Origin of the sequence: Aurantimonas sp. A2-1-M11, assembly GCF_036549475.1 — a bacterium.
In the GTDB taxonomy this organism is placed as follows: domain Bacteria; phylum Pseudomonadota; class Alphaproteobacteria; order Rhizobiales; family Rhizobiaceae; genus Aurantimonas.
The window spans coordinates 1-935 of sequence record NZ_JAZHLI010000208.1; the positions used below are offsets into that span (position 1 = coordinate 1).

The following is a 935-nucleotide window of genomic DNA, read 5'->3' on the forward strand; positions in this document are numbered from 1 at the left end:
ACCGCTCGCATCGCAGGACAGACCGCCTTCGGCGCCATCCGCGACATCGCTGCTACGCTCTTCGCACCCGCTGCTCAGACCCTCTGATGCCAGCCACCTGAGCAGTTACCGATGATGAGGATGTCACCGGAGCTACCCTTCGGGATACGGACGACGAAATGATGAGGATCAACGACGTCGGGGACGCCAAAGCCGCGGGTCTTCCGGGTCTTCGTGTCGCTCATGACTGGTCCACTTCCGAGGTCTGTACGTCCTCCCCGAGCACTTTGAAGAACTGCTCCAAATCGTACCCGGTCTCGAAATCGATCCCCTTGACGGTGATCTGAACCATGGCGGCATCGTCGCCGACTCCCCGGCGAGCGATCGCGATGAAGTCACGTATGAATTGTGGGGCGAGGATTGTGTCCGACCCGAAGCGTGTTCGGACGTGGTTCGTTTCCGCGCCAACGTCGATCAGGACAGACGACAGATTGGCCTTGTTATCTTCAGCTGCTTTGAGGAAGGCAAAAGCGTCAGCGACACCCGTCTTCACCATCGCCTTGGTGTATTTCGCCTTTCTTGTCGGATCGATCTGCACATCCTCGGCCGAAGCCGCAATTTGGAAGTCCTTCAGGACGCTGAGGTCCGCGTCCGACGCATGGGTGTAGATTGTGACCTTCTCCGAGCCTTCCAACTCGATCGGCCCCGTGTAGACCTCGCCTTCTTTCGGGTTGGCGCCGGTGATGTTCCAGCGGATCTCCCCACGAGGCACGACGGTTAGGACGTTTGCATTGACTACTGAATCGGTTCTGTTGGTTTTGGGCTGCGACGGTATGACTCATCCAAGTGCGATTCCCTGTCGTAGCGGCGGAGATTAGCCATGGTGGCATGGTCGACCGGAACGGAATAGAGCAGAGGTGGGCGGCGGACGGCTCGAAGCGGGACGAGCGGGGCCG

General features: G+C 59.4%; 2 protein-coding genes. Both read right to left on the bottom strand.

Annotation, left to right across the window (positions count from 1 at the left end; all coding sequences use genetic code 11):
- Positions 1-74: 74 nt before the first annotated feature.
- Positions 75-224: a DUF3780 domain-containing protein gene (locus VQ042_RS25685; protein WP_331823064.1), complete on the bottom strand. Its 150-nt coding sequence runs from the start codon at positions 222-224 to the stop codon at positions 75-77.
- Positions 221-751 carry a hypothetical protein gene (locus VQ042_RS25690; RefSeq protein ID WP_331823065.1) on the bottom strand — a complete coding sequence of 177 codons (531 nt, stop codon included), beginning with the start codon at positions 749-751 and terminating at the stop codon, positions 221-223. Before VQ042_RS25690 ends, VQ042_RS25685 begins: the two co-directional genes overlap by 4 nt.
- Between the last annotated feature and the right edge of the window lie 184 nt (positions 752-935).

What these genes read in the sequence shown, in the direction of transcription:
- VQ042_RS25685 (WP_331823064.1), bottom strand. Translation starts at nt 224, where the DNA reads ATGAGCGACACGAAGACCCGGAAGACCCGCGGCTTTGGCGTCCCCGAC.